Here is a 15,092-nt window from a genome sequence, read left to right as displayed (position 1 = left end):
ACGTGTCGCTGGACGGCACGCCCGTACTGCCCGTAGCGGTGCCCGACGTGTCGGTGGACGGCGCGCCTGACGTGTTGTTCGATGGCGCGCCCGTGTCGGTGGCGGATGGCGCGCCCGTGGTGGCGGTTCCTGACCCGCCGCTCGATCCGCTGTAGCTGGTGGTGATCGTGCCGCCTGTTGACGTTTCCAGCCCGACCGACTTGACCGTCGATTCCAGCGCAAGGATCTGGAAGTCAAACACGATGCGCGTGAGCTGCGTCACTTCTTCGTCAAAGCGGAAACGAAATTCAGCCGGGTTCGCCTGCACTTCGTCAAGATTCTTGGAGTAGGCGATCACGTAGGCATTGGCGTTTAGCTGCGGCAACGCCTGGTAGATTGCGCCCGATGCGATGCTCTCTACCACTGCCTGCGTGTCGTCGATAGGCCACTGCCCGCTGTCGGCCACAGTCAGGCTAGCCGTGCGTATACCGTCGGCGTCGCCTGTCCACTCTACCGCCAAAATCATCAGGTCGGCGTCGATGTCGATCCCGCTGTCGATGTCGCGGTAGACCAGACCGATCGATTGCAGCGGACGCAAGAGGACCGGGCATTCGGCCACCGCCACACGATAGGACGTGATCGGCGCGGCGTGCTGTTGCAGCCAGTATTCCGCCGCATCGAATAGCGCGTCGGCGGCCGCGATCACATCCGCCGTGGTGTTGGAGATCGGCCCGATGTCGCGGAAGGCCACCGTCTGTTCGCAACGCCCGTAAGCGGTTTCGGTGGCATCGGCGCGCAGGTAGTTTGTCACCGCATCCAGCGTGTAGCCCGCCGCCGCCGTGCGGCTGGTGGCGCGCAGGGTCAGCGCGGCTTGCGCCTGCCCCGCGCCGACCGGAATGATGCGGCTGAACAATTCGTAGGAGGACTGATCGAGCGCCAGATCGGTGATGGCCGTCGCGCCCGGCGTCAGATCGCCGCGTGCCTGGATGGCATGCACGCCCGCATCCGCAAACGTGGACGCGAAGGCAAGCGTGCGCTTACCTGACAAATAGAAATGGCTGCGACTGCGCTCGGCAATCGCGCCCAGCGCCGACAGCACCGACTCGCCGCCGAACTGCCCGTAGATCTCATTCGAACCGGGCGCGCTGTCGGCTGTCAGCGTCCACCCCGCGGGCGCGTAGGCCGCCACCGCCGCCACCGCCGCCGCGTGCGTAGTCGGCCCGCCCGCGCCGTCGCTCACCGCCAGATTGCCGACGGTGCGCCATGCCAGTTCGCGCAGGAGATCGCCGCCCGACACCGTAGCCGTGGCGTAGCCGTCGGCGTCGACGCTGGTGGCAACGCTGTCGATTGGTCCGCCGCCGACCCACGTCCAGATGCTGTTGATCAGTGCGTAGACGTGCGCGTAGCGGCGCGGCGTCGCTTGCGCCAGGCGCACGTCGGCGAGCGGCGCGCTGAACGACCACGTGCCCGCTTCATCCATGCGGCGTTGCACGCGCCAATCCGCCGCCGATACGATTGGACCGGCGCCCAACTTGTTGCCTGCGGCGTCTTCAATGTCTACGTAAAATTGCATAGGCTATCAGGCCGGATCTTTGATGATCCCTGCCAGTGCGTCCCAATAGGTGTTGAGCGTGAATTGCAGATCGGCGTCCGTGAAGTTTTCAACCAACCCCGGATTGCTGGCGACCGCCGGCGCAAAGGCGCGCGCCAATCGGTTGGAGTCTAGCAGCACCTCGCGCGCTAGCGCGGCGCGCTTGCGCTGCAATTCGATGTCTTCCGGCGTGTTGGCCGGCGCGATGTCCATCACCTGGATGGCGCGCGTCACCGCCGCCTGCCTCACTTGCATTTGGAACTCTGCGTTCTCTGCCCGCGCCACCTGTTGTAGAAAATCCATGCTTGCCTCTCAAATGAACTGATTGTAGTGTCCGACCGCAACCGTGCCCGGACCGTCGGCGTAGACCAAGAGCGTGTTGATGCCCGCCGCCAACGGCAGCCAGCCGCGCGCCATGTGCCCGGCCCCCAGCGCAAACCCGCTGTAGGCATCCACGCCCGCGCGCAGCACCGACATCGCGCCGCAACTGATCACGAGTGATCGACCGCTGGCCACGCTGCCGACCCAGCGCAGATCGACATCCAGCGCCATGCACACGATCTGGATGCTGGTGATGGTGCCGCTGGCTGCGATGGTGATGGTCGGATCCGTCACCGGCGCATTGCCGTCGCTGGTGACGTTGAGCGCGCACCAGTTGTTGGCAACCAGGTTTTCAGTCACGGTGCTGGCTGCGAAGGACCGCCAGGCCGCATGTGCCGTCTCGAACAGCAGGTCGTATTCGGCCATGCCCGTGCGCGCCTGCGTGTTGCTTTTTTCTTGCAGCGATAACAGGCGCGCCGTCTTCCACTGCGTGACCGTCGTATCGTCCCAGCGTCGGCGGCGGATGGTGCCGCGCACGCCGATCTGTGCGCGCATGGTGTCAACCTGCAAGCGCAGCCACTGGAGCGGCGATGCCACCAGGATGCGGCTGCCACTGTGCGTGATGATATATCTGCCCGCGTGGTCGACCAGCAGCGTGCTGCCGTTGCCCGCGGCATAGGTGCCGCGTACGCCAAACTGCACGGTATCCGGCAGCCGTTGGCGCGCGCCGTACACGTCAAATATGCCGCCAATCGACGGGCGCAGAGTGGACGGCACGCTGCCTGTGGAGTGGTCCGCTTCCGGGTTGTAGAGCGGCAGCGCCACGCCGTTGAATTCGTAAATCTGATAGCTCGCCATCAGCGTTGCCCCTTGGCGCGCAGTGCCGACAACACGCCGCCGCGCGCCGCCGCGCCCACGCCCGCGCCGTCCTGGTAGCCGTTGATGTTGATCGTGATATTGGTGGCTCCGGCCCCGGCCCCAGCCGGCTGGATGGACCCCAGCATGCCGTTAATGCCGGTGGCCACCGACGACGACATGCGCTGCAACTCGGTGCTGATACCGACCCCGATGCCCTGCGCAAACGGCAACCCGATCTCTTTGGCCGCCACTGCCGACGGCGAATGGATGCCAAGTAGATCCATGGCGGCGCGCTTGGCCTCTTCTGCCGCATCACGCGCGGCGTCGCCAATCGCGCCGATGCCGTTGCGGATGCCCTGAATAATGCCGTCAATGATGCCGCGCCCGATGCCGCCCCAATCGACGCGCAGGATGATCTGGCCCAACTCCGTAAACATATTGGTGAAGAAAATGCGCCAGTCGTTGAGGATGGTGCGCACCGTCTGCCCGGCCCCCTCAAAGTCGCCTGTGAATAATTGCAGGAACACCTGTACGATATTGAGGATGGTGCGGAACTGCGTGTCCCAAAAGGATGTCAGCCAGCCGAACAACGTCTGCACCACGCTTGTGATGCGCGCGCCGTGTTCATCCCAAAATGCCTGCATCGTCTGCAGGACGGATGTCACGATCTGCTGGATGCGCGGCATGTTCTCGGTGAACCATGCCGCCAACACGTTCATCGGCCCGTTGGTCTGCGTGTCCATGGTGCTGCCAAGCGAATTGAACCACGCCATGGCCTGTTCGATCATCGGGCCGACGCTGGTGCGGATGACGCTGGCAATCGCTTCCATGGCCGGCACAACTTGCTCGCCGATGAACGCAGCCAATGGCGGCAGCACGCGCTGCGTCAGGTCGTTCATCGTCTGCACCAGGGCCAACTGCACCGGTAGCAGCGCCTGGCCGACGGTGGCGGACATATCCTGCCACTGCGAATCCATGATGCGCTGTTGGTTGGCGAGGCCGTCCGACGTGCGTGCAAAGTCACCCTGGGCTGTCTTGGTCTGATCGAGGATGATCGAGTAGCGCGCCTGCGCTAGCATCGCCGGCGTCAAGGTGTCGGTGGTGGCCGCCAACCCCATCTCGAGGGCTCGCGCCGTGACGGCCGCCGCGGTCATGTTGACGCCCAACGCCTGCATCGGCTCCGACTGTCCCAGCATACCGGCGCGCAATTTCTCAAGCGCCACCGTCGGGTCGATGTTGTTGAAGCTGGCCAGGTCGGACGCCAACTGTGTCAGCCCCATCGACATGTCCGCCGAATCGCCGGCGCCCATGCCCATGCTGACAAATAGATTACCAAATGTGCTGGCCGCGTCCAGCGCGCCCTGGCGACTCTGCCCAAGCGCGGTCGCGGCGTTTTCGGCCCATGCCATCACGGCCGCGGACGAATCCCCGAACACGACGCCCGTTTTCGACATCGTTTCGTTCAGGTCCGACGCGGCTGTAACCGAATCGCCCATAAAGGCGACGACCTTGCCCACGGCGTCGGCGGCAATGTTGGCGATGCCCATGCCGACGGACATGCCGATGCCCTGCAGGACGCTTCCCATCCTGCCGCCCATGCCGCTGACCTTACCCTCAGCGCCGGATAGCTCGCCGTCGAGGTTGCTGCTGTCGGCTGAAATGTATGCGGTTGCGTCGGCTAGTTTAACTGCCATCGTATATCACCGGCTTGATGCCCATCTCGGCCCACATCTGTTCTTCGCTCACGCGCTCCGGGTCCGCTGTGCCGCTGAACATCTTGGCGACTTCCAGCGCAACCAAGCGCGCTTCAAAGCGTTTGCGCCGCACCCACGCGCCCAGCAACCGCGTCTGCGTGAGCGCATCGCCGTCTATGGTCGGGTAGACGGCGATCATCAGTTCTTCTAGGTCGTCACCGGCAGTTTCGGCGTCGAGCCATTCGCCGCCGCCGTCATACCGAAAAAAAGCGCCAGTAACGCCTGGAGCGCCTCATCGGAGTAGGCATTGGTTTCGATCCACTCGCGCTCATTGGCGAGTGTGGGGCTGTAGTCCAGCACCGCATCGATCACCGCGCCCGGATCCACGATCAGGGCCGGGACCTGGCCGACCACTTGCGCAGGTCGGCCGGCGTCGGCGCGGCCACCGCACCGCCCGGTCGCCAGTTCGGAGATCGGCTCTACGATCTCCTTGACCTTCTTGCGCCAGGCCGCATCGGCGCGAATGGTAAGCTGCTGAACCGCGAACGTGCGACCGCCAAGAACGATGTCAATGTGCTGTGGCATTAGCTGGTCTTCCACCCGGTCACGATCTGGAACTCCATCAACTGCTGGCCCGCCGTCTTGGCCGTGTCCACCAGTGCCGAGATCTTGAGCGGGATGCCCAGTGCGGCTTTCTTCGAAAATTCCAGCTTGCCGCCGATGGACGCGGTTGCCTTGTAGATGAACACGCGCTTGGGCAGCTTGTTCGAACTGGCGTCAAGCGCCCACGTTTCAAAGCCCCACTGGAGCATGGGCAACAGGATGTCGCCGCCGAACTTGAGCGTGTCGCTGGCATGGACGCTTGCGCCCGCCGCCACCGCGGTGACGGTCTGCGTCGACGCGAGCGCCAGCAGGAGATTGGCCGCGGTGAACTCCGCCAACTGCGTCTCGATCAGCGCCTTCTCTTTCGTGCGCGCGCGAGATACCGGGCTGGGGTACTGTTCCACCTCCAGTTCAAATTCATCCGCTTCGTAGCTCAGGGAGAGCGGAGCCAGCGTCATGCCTGCCGACACCCAGCCCGCGCCGAACGACGCGCCCACGGCGATTGTGTTGATGCTCGGCAGCGCAGTGCCCACCGGGCTGTACCAAATGTTGATCGGTCCTACCAAAATGTCTGCAACTGCCATGTCTGACTCCCTTTCCCGTGTGCCGGGAAACCATTGCTACCCGCGGACCACCGTGCCTGAAAATGCGAGCAGGCGACCCCATAGATTTTCTTCGGAGCTGCGCGCTTCCTCCCATGCCTCCAGCGAGAGACAGTGCAGCCGCGTCGTTCCGCTGACCCCGCCGCCGCCCTCTAGCGCCGCGCTGATGGCCGCCCCTAGCGATTGCGCAGTATCATCGCTGGATGCGTAGCCGTGCACCGTCACCGTCGCTGGTGACACCAATGCGCTGCCGTCCACCGCATCGCCCAGCCGACTGGCGTAGACGATCAAAGGCAGGTCGGCGTCATCGGGCGATTCCTCCAGAAACACGTTGGTGCCGACAATCGCCGCCACCGCCGCGTTTGCCACCAGGCGATCATGGATGATTACAGAGAGATCCATTAGCGCCCCCCTGGCATGCCGGCTTCAAGCCGCTTGCGCAGCACCGCCGCCAGTTCCTGCACCATCGTCTCGCGTGTGGCGTCGATGGCCGGACCCAGGAACGGCCGGGCCGCCGACTTGCCGTAGCGGGAGCGGCTGCGAAAGTTGCCGTTGACGGCCAGCGCCCGGCGCTTGCGCGGCGCGATCGCGCCTGTTGTCCGCCGCCCGCTCTCGATCAGGTGCGCGTGCGGCGCCGCAAAGCCAACCGTTACCGTGTTCTTTGGTGGCTTCTTCTCCTTGCGCCAGTATGCGCGCCGCACGTAGGTGGACCGGTTCTGCGTTGAGATGTAGCCGCTCTTGCGCAGCTTGCCGCTCTTGGACGGTGCGCGCCGTTCGGCTTCCGCCAGCACGATTTGACCGGCAGCAAACAACGCTTCGTCGCCGTTGCGTTCTACGATGGCGAGGAACTCATCCCCGTACCAGGTCACATCCACATGTTGGATAGATCGTCGTCTTGCCACTAGAGCACCCGATTCACGCCAACTAATTCCGTGCACATCAGCACCAGGCTGCGCATGCGGTTGTCTTGCTCGATCACCGCTTCAATCGAAAACACGCGCGCGCCCCATTTCAGACGCATTTTTGGCACGATCCCGGTGCGATAGCGGATCGTGATCGTGTGCAGCAGCGTCGCCACCTCCAACTGGCTGGCCAGCACCTGCTCCTGGCCGCCAACCGTGCGGATATCGGCGTACACCGTCGCGGTATCCGTCCAGGTCATTTCCTCCGCACCGCGCGCGCTGCGGGCGATGGTAGCCGTCTGGAGAATTACACGATGGCGAAATTTGCCGATCATCACCAGCCCCATTCCATCTGCAAAGCCGCCCGGATGTTGGCGAGCTGCCGTTCCTGCGCCGGCGTCAATTCGTCGCGCGACTCATAGCGCACGGCCACCAACGACCGGATCAGCACCTTGTAGCGATCCGGAACGGACGCAGCCGTAGCGCCGTAGCCCGCCACCCAGCGCACGCGCACGGGCATGACTTCGCGCAGGCTCGCGCTCGGCCATGATTTGTTGTAGGCGAGCGCCACGATAGCCGGCTCGATGTCCGATATCAGCATGTAGTCCGCTGCCGTCATCGTCTGCAGCACGTTGCTGATGTCGTAGTAGGTTACGCTGGTCACGCTCACCGCCGGCGGATACGGCAGGTAAATCTTTGCGGTAGCGGGCCACCCGCACAGCGCCATTTCCAGCGTGCGGTTAATGAGCGCGCGCCGTGCCAGCACCTCCGCCTCCTGGCGCGCCGCCACGATCAGCCCAGTGATCAGCGTGTCGTCTTCGGTATGATCGACGCGCAGGTCAACCTTCGCCTCCGCCAATGTCACCGGCTCGATTGTCGGCGCCGTAACCACGCGCACCTGGCCGTCGAAATCGCTCACAATGTCACCGCCTCCGGTTGGCCGTGGCTGATGCGCTGCACGCGGCTTGCCACAACGTCATGCCACACAATCTGCGGGCCGCACGCCGCCCATACAGCAGCGATAAAATCGTAATCGCTGGCGTAGCGGGCCGATGCCCACGCCTGCCTGTGCTGCATCCACACGTCGCGCCGCGTGATAATCCCGCTGGTACCAATACCGGCCTCATGCACCGCCACTCCCCAAATGCCGTCATGCGGCAGCACGCCCAGGCTGCCGTGGTCCATGCGCACGATCACAGCCGGTGGATTGCGATGCGTGTCGGCGATGCGCGCCAGGTCGACTGCCAGATGCGGATAAATGCACACGTCGTCGTCGTCGAGTATCCACACGTAATCACCGACCGGCTCAAATGTCGCCAGTCCGGCATTGGCGGCCGGAACGCCGGCGCCGAACTGGTCGACCAGTATCGTATGCTTCACGCTGCCACCGACCTGATCGGCTACGCTGGCCTTGTTGGCCGCGAGCATAGTCGGTCGGCGGAACGTGCGCGTGACGACCTCAAGCATTGGCATCAGTGCGCCGCCTTGCGTCGTTTCGGGTTCGGCAGCACGGCTGCCTCGCCGTCCGGTTCGGCGGTTGCCGCTTCCACTTCGGCCTGCGCCGCCAGAAGGTGTTGGTCGAAGATGGTCAGGAACCCGGCGCGCACCAGATCGTAGGCCTGGGACGGCAGCATTTCAATTTCCGTGCCCTGCACGAGCGTAAAACGCTCGCCGTCGGTGGCCAGTGCGTTCACATTGACGCGGCAAAAGTATTTTTTGAGACCGATAGTCATATACGGGTGCAGCCAGTCCTCATTTTGCCTGTGCAGCACGGGCACGTCCATGCGGGCGTTGCTGATCAGCCCCAGCCGCAGCGCGTCCTGCGCAAACGGTATGTCGGGCGCGTAGGAATTGCCCTGGCCGGGTCGGAATGCAATCTGCTCCAACGCATGGCGACGAAATAGCGTGCAGCCCATGCCGACGCCGGAGACGCGCCAGACGACGGCCCGGCGCGCGTGCGCCAGTTCGTCCTGGTGCAGGGTCAACGATTCGCCTATGTTGAAATCGCCGCTATACCGCCACACGGACAGCACATGCACGCCGTGGCGCAGCACGTAGGGCGCATAGATGACATCGCCCGGCGTGTCCAGCAGCCTCTGCACGGCATTGTCGTCGGGCAACACGTTGTCGTGCTCGATGGTCAGCAGCGCATCGTAACCGCCGTCCAGCATCACCTGGCGCGCCTGTTGATATTGTGCCAGGACGTTGCGGTGGTCGGACCCTGGAAACGGGTTGTGACGCCCGATCGTCCATGTCCAGTCGGCCGCCATCTGCTGGGTGCGGATGGCGGCCTCGCACTCGGGAGCCATGGCTGGATCGCCGTTCGGGTAGTCGTAGGTTGGCGTGAAGATCAGAATGCGTTCAGTCATTTATCGCCACAGGAACGAATAAGCGGAACGATACCGGTTCGGGCTCTTCTGGCAATCCGGTTGGCACAGATGCGGACCGCATGGCCAACATTACCTGGCCATGCGGTCTACGACTGCCAGCGCCTTCACCGGCAGCCGTAGAGAACTCAATGTCAGGCCGTCGGGTGCGTGCCGTAGATGATGGCGGCAGCTTGCAGCGTCTTGTATACCGCCCGGAAGTAGTATTTCAAGATCACCTTGCCGTCCACAGTGTACGGATCGCGCAGCACCGTGATTGCCGGCGCCTCGCGCAGGCCCATGTAGTACCAGTTGCCCAGGTACATGGACTTCGCGCTGGCTGCGATGGCGGCCGCCTTGCCACTGTTGTAAAGCGGCGCGCCCCACAGCGTCGGCCGCCCGCCGATGGTTCCGCCCGGCGTCGGCGAGTAGTAGAAGTTGGTGGTTCCGGCCAGGCCGCGGATCACGCCCTCAGTGGAGCGCCGCATGATCCAGCCCACGCTCGGTTCATCGGTGGCGTAAAAGTCCGGCAGCAGATACCACAACTCGGGGACCTCGCTGGCGCCGATGGTCGATGCGCTGTCGAAGGTGAGCGCAGCCGTGCCGCCCGAGGCAGCTTCGGTCAGCAGCAGATCGTTGTGCGTCTTGGCCATGCCGCGGCCGACAAACTGTTCGATGAATGCGAGCAGGTTGCTGTCTTCGTCGGCCAGCAACTCATCAGTGAGCTCGATTTTCTTGGTGTACTTCACCAGCGTCATCGCGGCCTTGGTGACGGCAGGCGCATCGCGGTCGAAAACGTTGGTGCTGTTGTCGTCGCCCATCTCGGCCTTGGTGATGAACTCGCCGTCCGCTTCATTGTCGATCGGCACGTTGACCGTGGTTCCCACGCCGGCGATGCGCCGCACACCAAGCCGCGGCGCCAGCATTAGCTCATCGCGGCGCGCGATAATCTGGTTGAAGTGGCCGGTCGGAACCAGGTCGCCGCCGTCGGCAGCGGTCCCGATGTTCATGCCGGTGTTATTGGATGCGCGCTGCTCGCGGATGGCGCTGGCATCCGCCGTGCGGATGTAGTACGCCATGGCAGCCTGTTCGCTGTCGCCGAGCTTGGTCTTGCTGTTGACCATCGGCGCCCCGGCCGTGATGGCGCCGATGCGCTGCTCGCGCTGTTCGGCGGCGTCGGCGTCGGCGTTGAACTGTTCGGCCTGCGCCATCGCCCGGTCCCACTGCCCCTGCTCTTCCGGCGTAAAGCCGCGCGTCTCGGTGGCCGCAGCCTTGTGCACCAGCGATGCCACATTGCGTGCCTCGATGGCCTTGCGTCGTAATTCCACCACGTAGGTGTTCATGTCTCGGATCTCCCGTTGAATCTGTCTAGTGAATATCAAGCAGCCGCAGTCGCCGCTCGCGTTCCTGTTGCGCCCGCAACACAACGTCGTCGGCCTGGCCAGCGTCGGGCGCCTGCCCGTCGTCGGCCGGAACATCCGGCATATCGCCATCGGCTTCACTCCGCACGCCTACTTCTGTCGACTCGTAGGCCGGGAATGTGACCGGAGATACCTCATGCAATGTGGACTTGCGCAGCGTGCGCACGTTGCTGCCGCGTTCGTCCTTCGTCCATTCATCCTTCTGGATGCCAAACACAAAGCTCATGCCGTCCACCACGCCCGCCCGGATGGCCTCCACTGCGTCGCGACCCCACGTCGTATCCGGCGGATCGATCTGCACGCGCAGTCCCCGATGATCCTCCACAATGCGCAGCGTGCCGTTCTTGGTGCGCCCCAGCGGCATGTCCGGGTTGTGATTCCACAGCGCACGGATGTCTGGATTCGTCAGCAGGTGATCGGCGAAGGCGCCAGGCGCAATCCGCTCGCGGAATTCGACGCCGCGCTTGTCGCGCATCGGCACCGAAAGCGAGTTGAAGACCACCGCGTAGCCCTGGATGGTCGGTTTCCCGCCCTCCTGCTCGCTGCGCACTTCGATTTCTTCCGCCGTCACTGTCCACGTTCGTTTGCTCATACGGTCCTCGTTTCGCTGGTCAGTCACCCAACGCAGCCTCTTGTGCATCCTCGGCGAGACCCTGCGCACTGCGCTCCACCAGCTGCGCGATGATTTCGACGCGCGCGTCGGGCTGCATGTCGGCCATGCCCAGCATGGCGCCCGCCGCCTGTTCTCTGATGTCGGCCGCGTATTCGCTGGCCACGCCATCTAACCGCAGTTCGGCAGCCACGATGTTGCCCGCCACCTGCATCACCTGCGCCCGCACGACCGGCAGCAGCGTGTCACGCACGACTGGCGGCAGCCCCAGCACGAATTCATCCAGCCAGGCAATAAAACCGGCTTCCGCACCCTTGCGCACTGCGCTTCCGCCCGCTTTGCGCACATCCTGTGCGATGCGCCGGGTGACGCGTGCGGCCGCATCCTCGAACAAGATGGCGAATGCCTCGCACTGGCTATTGGCTGGCATGTCGCCCTCGCCGCCCATCGCCCTGGCCGCCGGACCGTCGGCCGTCGGTGCGCTCTCGCCCACCACGCCCATATTGAGCGGCTGCAGCAGCGCATCGCCGCCGGGAAGCGGGTCCAGGTTCTCGCGCTCGCGCCACTCGTTGGCCGTGATGGCGCCGCCCTGGCGCATGGTGTTGAATGCCCCGCTGCGCGTGGCGATGTCGGCGCGCTCCAGGCCATCCAGCAGATACTCCAAATACATGCGCGTACGCTCTTCCGGCGTCAGCAGGTCACGCTCTAGCGCCTGTTCGTCGCGCCGCGCCCACTCCATGAGCGTCAACTGCCGGAAGTTGATAGCGTCCTGTTCTGCGCTGGCGAATGTGGCACTTTGCCCGATGGCCAGCATATGCAGCGGCACGCCATAGAGCCGTGCGACCTCTGCAATCTGCGTGTTGCGCGTCTCTAAAAACTGCGCTTCTTCGGGCGGAATGCCGATGGACTCAGGGCTGATGCCCTCTTCCAAGATGTTGATGCGATGCGCATTTTTCAAACCCTGCCAGTTTTCGGAAAACGAATCGCGCAGACGCACATAGGCTTCTGGCGATAGTTTGGCCGGGTGCTTAAGGATGATGCTGGGGCGAGATCCGTTTTTGAAATAGGATGCCCCGAACTCTTCGGTGGCCGTCGCTAGCCCGATGGCGTTCATCGCCTGGCGGATCGGACTGATGCCCACCACGCCGCGCAGGATCATGTAGCGCAGGTGCTGCACGCGCCAGCCTGGCAGCACATAACCGCTGCCGTCGTCGCGCAGGTAGGTGTAAATGAGTTGCCCGCTGGTGCGGTCGCGCTCGATGCCCACGCGGTCCGGCGGCAGCGGCCACAGGCCGATAACCTGCATGTTGGCATCGTATTCGATTTCGGCGTAGGCGTTGCCCCACAGCATGGCATGCGCCAGACGCGTCTCGCGCACCTCGAATGCCGTCATCTCGCTGTTGGCCTGGTCGTGTAGCACCGGATAAAGCGGATGGCCCGTGGCCCGTGTTCGGTTGCGTCCGTCGCGTTCGTAGAGGATCAGCGGCACCGCCGCCAGCGATTGCGAAACGATGCGAATGCAGGCAAACACTGTCATGTTGCGCAGGCTGCCCTGCTCGGACACGGGCACGCCGGCGGTAGAGGAATACCAGGTCTCGCCCACGCTGGACAGAACCTGATCGCCCACGTTGCGCTGTTCGGTTTGAAATAGGCTGCTCAGGAATCCCACGGCGCCCCCACGGGAACAAAAAAAGTCGCTACGGCCATCGTAGCGACTTTAGAACGCGTGGTCTATGCGGGATTGCCCCTATTTTTTCAGATTCTCCATGGCTGCCCGCACCGCCAGATCAAACGCCGACGTTGCGCCGGTCTTCCCGCGTGCGTTGCGCACGTGCGCCTCCACCGTGCGCGGGCTCACCGTCAATAATTTGGCGATCTCCGTTTGCCGCTTTCCTAGCGCCAGGAGCCGCACCACCTCGCGCTCGCGCGTCGTCAGTTTGCTCATGATGCACACGTTACCTCGCGGGCCGTTGCGCCCGTTTCCACGCAGCCAGCGCGCCGATGACGATCAGGACCGTGCCCATAAACGCGATGAAGGCGACGACGCCTAGCGCCATGTAGATGGCCACGGCGATCAGGATAACCCCAACGATCACGGCGATGTCCGGCAGGTCGATTGTTTTCATATCGTCAGCACCCCGCGCTCTTCGTAGACCGATCTGCCGCTATCACCCAGGTTGCGCGACGCGCGGTCAAGCGCCATGATCGCCGCCACCATACCGTCAATCTTTTCGCGAGATTTCGCCTTGCTTGGCTTTACGTTGCCCGCCGCGTCTTGCTCCACCACCATGTTGTCAGCCATCCAGCGCAGAATGGGATTGCCGTCGTGCGCCAGCTGCTTGGAGAGGACCAGCCGCAACAGATCCTTAGTCGGAGCCGCCATCGACGCAAACCCCTGCCCCATCTGCGCCATGGTGAATCCGGCAGCCGTCAGGTTCTGCGAGATCTGCGCAGCGCCCCAGCGATCAAAGGCGATTTCGCGGATGTCGTATAGATCACCCAGCGCAATGATGTCGCGCTCGATGGTTGCATAGTCGATCACGTTGCCGGGCGTTGCCTCCAGCAGGCCGTCACGCGCCCACGCGTCGTAGGGCACGCGATCGCGCCGGATGCGCTCCACCATGTTGGCGCCCGGAATCCAGAAATACGGCACCAGCCAATAGGGCTCGCCGTCGGCCTGTGGCGGAAAGGCTAGCACAAACGCCGCGATGTCGGTCGTGGTGGCCAGATCCAGCCCGCCATAGCAGGGCCGCCCGGCCAGGTCCGGCATGTCAGCCATACATTCCCCCCACGCCGACATATCCAGCCAGCGGTTCTCCTGCTGCGTCCACTGATTGAGATACAGGCGTCGAAATGTGTTCTGGTAGGCTGGCGACGCCAGCGCCGTCGCGCACTCCTGCTGTAGAAAGCTCTCGCGCACCGATACCCCATAGTTTGGGTTGGCCTTTGCCCACACTGCGGGATCGGTCCAGTCGTCGCCGTCCTCCGATGACCAGATCGCAGGCAGAAATGTCGGGTCGTCGATCACGCCATCGCGCACCTGCCGCGCATACTCGTGTTGCTCCCAGCAGATGGAGTTGCGGTCGTAGCCGGCTGTTGTGATCATGATCATGATCGGCTGGCGCCGCTTGCCCATCGCCGTATTCAGAACGTCGTACAATTCGCGGTTCGGCTGCGCGTGTAATTCGTCGAAGATGATCCCGTGCGGATTCAGCCCGTGCTTGGTGAATGCGTCCGACGACAAAACTACATACTTGCTGCCCGTGTCGTCGTATGACATCGTTCGGTTGCGGTAGGGCTTGATGCGTGGCGCCAGGAACGGCGACGCGTTGACCATCTTCTCTGCCGTCTCGAACACGATGGCAGCCTGGCCCTTGTCGGCGGCTGCCGAATACACTTTCGATGATTGCTCGCCGTCCACCGCTAACAGCAACAGCGCGAGCCCGGCCGCAAACGTTGACTTGCCGTTGCCGCGCGGAACCTCCAGATACAGCTTGCGATAGCGGCGCGCGCCGTCCGCTTGCTTCCAGCCCCATAGCTCGCGCACGATGTGCCGTTGCCATGGCTCCAAGACAAACGGACGGCCCGCCATCGGACCCTCCACGTGCACCAGCATCCGGTCGAAAAACCGTTCGGCCACGATAGCGGTGCGCTCGTCGAAGCGATAGGCCGTCATTCATGGCTGACCGGCGTGTCCGCAAACAGGATGTCGGCAAGCGACAGTTGTTCGTGTTCCGGTTCCGGCATGCGCGCCCTGGCCAACGGCGTGGCGCCGAGCTGCTGCGCGTTGGCGCGGATCTGTTCGCTGGCTGTGCGCATCACGATCAGCAACGGGTTCTTGCGGCTTTCCTCTTGGTTGCCGTGGGCCGTGTCGGTGACGGTAAGACCCTCCGACAATAGATCTGCATAGGCGTCCTTGGCAACCGCTATCCACCTGGCCGTGTCTTCCACCATGGCCACATCCGCCGGCGTCAAGCCAACGATGTCGCGCACCAGCCGCAGGAAGATCGCGTCCGCTTCGCTAGGTAAGCGGCGCAACTTGACCCCCTCAGCCGTACGCGGCGACGGTCCTCGTTTCGTCGGTAATGGTCCCCTAACTCCCATAGAGCACTATTTGCCCCTGCACTTTTACTCCAAAACCGCCG

General features: G+C 63.7%; 20 protein-coding genes. All 20 read right to left on the bottom strand.

The features are described 5' to 3' along the window. Positions 1-1,552: hypothetical protein (locus tag IPM06_19835; GenBank protein ID MBK8772658.1), on the bottom strand; the 1,552-nt coding region annotated here is incomplete at its 3' end. Between the two features lie 6 nt (positions 1,553-1,558). Then, positions 1,559-1,873 (bottom strand): hypothetical protein, encoded by a 315-nt coding sequence (locus IPM06_19830; protein ID MBK8772657.1) that lies wholly within the window; start codon positions 1,871-1,873, stop codon positions 1,559-1,561. 9 nt (positions 1,874-1,882) lie between these two features. After that, positions 1,883-2,749 carry a hypothetical protein gene (locus IPM06_19825; GenBank protein MBK8772656.1) on the bottom strand — a complete coding sequence of 289 codons (867 nt, stop codon included), beginning with the start codon at positions 2,747-2,749 and terminating at the stop codon, positions 1,883-1,885. Beyond that, positions 2,749-4,443: a hypothetical protein gene (locus tag IPM06_19820; protein ID MBK8772655.1), complete on the bottom strand. Its 1,695-nt coding sequence runs from the start codon at positions 4,441-4,443 to the stop codon at positions 2,749-2,751. Before IPM06_19820 ends, IPM06_19825 begins: the two co-directional genes overlap by 1 nt. Beyond that, a complete protein-coding gene (locus IPM06_19815; GenBank protein ID MBK8772654.1) occupies positions 4,433-4,642 on the bottom strand; it encodes a hypothetical protein in 210 nt (69 codons plus the stop codon). The genes IPM06_19820 and IPM06_19815 overlap by 11 nt, the downstream gene beginning before the upstream one ends. Before the next feature lie 8 nt (positions 4,643-4,650). Further along, a complete protein-coding gene (locus tag IPM06_19810) occupies positions 4,651-5,028 on the bottom strand; it encodes a hypothetical protein (protein ID MBK8772653.1) in 378 nt (125 codons plus the stop codon). Then, a complete protein-coding gene (locus IPM06_19805; protein MBK8772652.1) occupies positions 5,028-5,630 on the bottom strand; it encodes a hypothetical protein in 603 nt (200 codons plus the stop codon). Before IPM06_19805 ends, IPM06_19810 begins: the two co-directional genes overlap by 1 nt. Before the next feature lie 36 nt (positions 5,631-5,666). Next, a complete protein-coding gene (locus IPM06_19800; GenBank protein MBK8772651.1) occupies positions 5,667-6,050 on the bottom strand; it encodes a DUF3168 domain-containing protein in 384 nt (127 codons plus the stop codon). Next, positions 6,050-6,517 (bottom strand): HK97 gp10 family phage protein, encoded by a 468-nt coding sequence (locus IPM06_19795; GenBank protein ID MBK8772650.1) that lies wholly within the window; start codon positions 6,515-6,517, stop codon positions 6,050-6,052. Before IPM06_19795 ends, IPM06_19800 begins: the two co-directional genes overlap by 1 nt. A gap of 32 nt (positions 6,518-6,549) precedes the next feature. Then, positions 6,550-6,888 (bottom strand): phage head closure protein, encoded by a 339-nt coding sequence (locus IPM06_19790; protein ID MBK8772649.1) that lies wholly within the window; start codon positions 6,886-6,888, stop codon positions 6,550-6,552. Further along, positions 6,885-7,469 (bottom strand): phage head-tail connector protein, encoded by a 585-nt coding sequence (locus IPM06_19785; protein MBK8772648.1) that lies wholly within the window; start codon positions 7,467-7,469, stop codon positions 6,885-6,887. Before IPM06_19785 ends, IPM06_19790 begins: the two co-directional genes overlap by 4 nt. Beyond that, positions 7,466-8,017 (bottom strand): hypothetical protein, encoded by a 552-nt coding sequence (locus tag IPM06_19780; GenBank protein MBK8772647.1) that lies wholly within the window; start codon positions 8,015-8,017, stop codon positions 7,466-7,468. The genes IPM06_19785 and IPM06_19780 overlap by 4 nt, the downstream gene beginning before the upstream one ends. 5 nt (positions 8,018-8,022) lie before the next feature. Beyond that, positions 8,023-8,919 carry a hypothetical protein gene (locus IPM06_19775; protein MBK8772646.1) on the bottom strand — a complete coding sequence of 299 codons (897 nt, stop codon included), beginning with the start codon at positions 8,917-8,919 and terminating at the stop codon, positions 8,023-8,025. 152 nt (positions 8,920-9,071) lie between these two features. Continuing rightward, complete coding sequence (locus IPM06_19770) at positions 9,072-10,259, bottom strand: phage major capsid protein (protein ID MBK8772645.1); 1,188 nt, start codon at positions 10,257-10,259, stop codon at positions 9,072-9,074. Between the two features lie 25 nt (positions 10,260-10,284). Beyond that, positions 10,285-10,929: an HK97 family phage prohead protease gene (locus IPM06_19765; GenBank protein ID MBK8772644.1), complete on the bottom strand. Its 645-nt coding sequence runs from the start codon at positions 10,927-10,929 to the stop codon at positions 10,285-10,287. 19 nt (positions 10,930-10,948) lie between these two features. Continuing rightward, positions 10,949-12,574: a phage portal protein gene (locus IPM06_19760; GenBank protein MBK8772643.1), complete on the bottom strand. Its 1,626-nt coding sequence runs from the start codon at positions 12,572-12,574 to the stop codon at positions 10,949-10,951. 120 nt (positions 12,575-12,694) lie between these two features. Further along, complete coding sequence (locus IPM06_19755) at positions 12,695-12,892, bottom strand: hypothetical protein (protein ID MBK8772642.1); 198 nt, start codon at positions 12,890-12,892, stop codon at positions 12,695-12,697. 10 nt (positions 12,893-12,902) lie between these two features. Beyond that, entirely contained in the window at positions 12,903-13,073 is a 171-nt protein-coding gene (locus IPM06_19750) for a hypothetical protein (GenBank protein ID MBK8772641.1), read from the bottom strand. Continuing rightward, a complete protein-coding gene (locus IPM06_19745; protein ID MBK8772640.1) occupies positions 13,070-14,623 on the bottom strand; it encodes a terminase large subunit in 1,554 nt (517 codons plus the stop codon). The genes IPM06_19750 and IPM06_19745 overlap by 4 nt, the downstream gene beginning before the upstream one ends. Then, complete coding sequence (locus IPM06_19740) at positions 14,620-14,985, bottom strand: P27 family phage terminase small subunit (GenBank protein MBK8772639.1); 366 nt, start codon at positions 14,983-14,985, stop codon at positions 14,620-14,622. Before IPM06_19740 ends, IPM06_19745 begins: the two co-directional genes overlap by 4 nt. Positions 14,986-15,092 lie beyond the last annotated feature (107 nt).

It is taken from the genome of Hyphomicrobiales bacterium (assembly GCA_016710435.1).
GTDB lineage: Bacteria > Pseudomonadota > Alphaproteobacteria > Rhizobiales > Aestuariivirgaceae > Aestuariivirga.
This window is presented reverse-complemented; position numbering and strand designations above follow the sequence as displayed.

Excerpts from the sequence above, each read along its gene's own strand:
- IPM06_19830 (MBK8772657.1), bottom strand. The coding sequence starts at position 1,873 with ATGGATTTTCTACAACAGGTGGCGCGGGCAGAGAACGCAGAGTTCCAA.
- IPM06_19825 (MBK8772656.1), bottom strand. The coding sequence starts at position 2,749 with ATGGCGAGCTATCAGATTTACGAATTCAACGGCGTGGCGCTGCCGCTC.
- IPM06_19820 (MBK8772655.1), bottom strand. The coding sequence starts at position 4,443 with ATGGCAGTTAAACTAGCCGACGCAACCGCATACATTTCAGCCGACAGC.
- IPM06_19815 (MBK8772654.1), bottom strand. The coding sequence starts at position 4,642 with ATGATCGCCGTCTACCCGACCATAGACGGCGATGCGCTCACGCAGACG.
- IPM06_19810 (MBK8772653.1), bottom strand. The coding sequence starts at position 5,028 with ATGCCACAGCACATTGACATCGTTCTTGGCGGTCGCACGTTCGCGGTT.
- IPM06_19805 (MBK8772652.1), bottom strand. The coding sequence starts at position 5,630 with ATGGCAGTTGCAGACATTTTGGTAGGACCGATCAACATTTGGTACAGC.
- IPM06_19800 (MBK8772651.1), bottom strand. The coding sequence starts at position 6,050 with ATGGATCTCTCTGTAATCATCCATGATCGCCTGGTGGCAAACGCGGCG.
- IPM06_19780 (MBK8772647.1), bottom strand. The coding sequence starts at position 8,017 with ATGCTTGAGGTCGTCACGCGCACGTTCCGCCGACCGACTATGCTCGCG.
- IPM06_19775 (MBK8772646.1), bottom strand. The coding sequence starts at position 8,919 with ATGACTGAACGCATTCTGATCTTCACGCCAACCTACGACTACCCGAAC.
- IPM06_19770 (MBK8772645.1), bottom strand. The coding sequence starts at position 10,259 with ATGAACACCTACGTGGTGGAATTACGACGCAAGGCCATCGAGGCACGC.
- IPM06_19765 (MBK8772644.1), bottom strand. The coding sequence starts at position 10,929 with ATGAGCAAACGAACGTGGACAGTGACGGCGGAAGAAATCGAAGTGCGC.
- IPM06_19755 (MBK8772642.1), bottom strand. The coding sequence starts at position 12,892 with ATGAGCAAACTGACGACGCGCGAGCGCGAGGTGGTGCGGCTCCTGGCG.
- IPM06_19750 (MBK8772641.1), bottom strand. The coding sequence starts at position 13,073 with ATGAAAACAATCGACCTGCCGGACATCGCCGTGATCGTTGGGGTTATC.
- IPM06_19745 (MBK8772640.1), bottom strand. The coding sequence starts at position 14,623 with ATGACGGCCTATCGCTTCGACGAGCGCACCGCTATCGTGGCCGAACGG.